Genomic DNA, 792 nt, shown 5'->3' on the forward strand with positions numbered 1-792 from the left:
CCGGGTACCTCGGCAATGCGACCGCACCGACCTCTCGGGCGGTCGCATTGCCGAGGTACCCGGATGCCCGATCCCTTCGCCTGGCTCGGCGACGTCGTCGCCTTTTCGCTGTTCGGCCTGAGCCCCGAGTCCGCCGCCGGCGCGGCGCTGCAGTTCTTCGTCATGGATGTCGCCAAGATCTTTGCGCTCTTGTTAATCGTCATCTATCTCATGGGCCTGCTGCGCGCGCTGGTGTCGCCGGAGCGGGTGCGGGAATTCGTGCGCGACCGGCCGGACTGGCAGGCGCGGGGCCTGGCCGTGGGCCTTGGCGCGATGACGCCGTTCTGCTCCTGCTCCTCGGTGCCGCTGTTCATCGGTTTCGTCGAGGCAGGCATTCCGCTTGGGGTGACCTTTTCGTTCCTGATCGCCTCGCCGATGATCAACGAGGTCGCGGCGGCGCTCTTGATCGGCATCCTCGGCTGGAAGCTGGCGCTGCTCTACATCGCCGCCGGGCTGGTGGTCGCCTGGTTCGGCGGCATCGTCATGCAACGCTTCAAGCCCGAGCGCTGGGTCGAGAACTACGTCTGGAAGATCCACATGGGCGGCGTCGCCGCTCAGCGCCCGGACACCAGCCTGCTCGGGCGGCATCGCTTTGCCGTCGCCGAGGTCCGGGAGATCCTGCGCCGGATCTGGAAGTGGGTCTTCATCGGCATCGGCGTCGGCGCGCTGTTTCATGGCTTCGTGCCGGAGCAATGGGTGGTCGACAACCTGGGTGATGGCCAATGGCTGGCCGTTCCCGGCGCGGTGCTGGTC

General features: G+C 67.2%; 1 protein-coding gene. It reads left to right on the top strand.

The window, feature by feature from the left end; genetic code table 11:
* Positions 1-63: 63 nt before the first annotated feature.
* Positions 64-792: permease (locus CKO31_RS26205; RefSeq protein WP_200243900.1), on the top strand; the 729-nt coding region annotated here is incomplete at its 3' end.

The sequence above is a fragment of the Thiohalocapsa halophila genome (assembly GCF_016583825.1).
In the GTDB taxonomy this organism is placed as follows: domain Bacteria; phylum Pseudomonadota; class Gammaproteobacteria; order Chromatiales; family Chromatiaceae; genus Thiohalocapsa; species Thiohalocapsa halophila.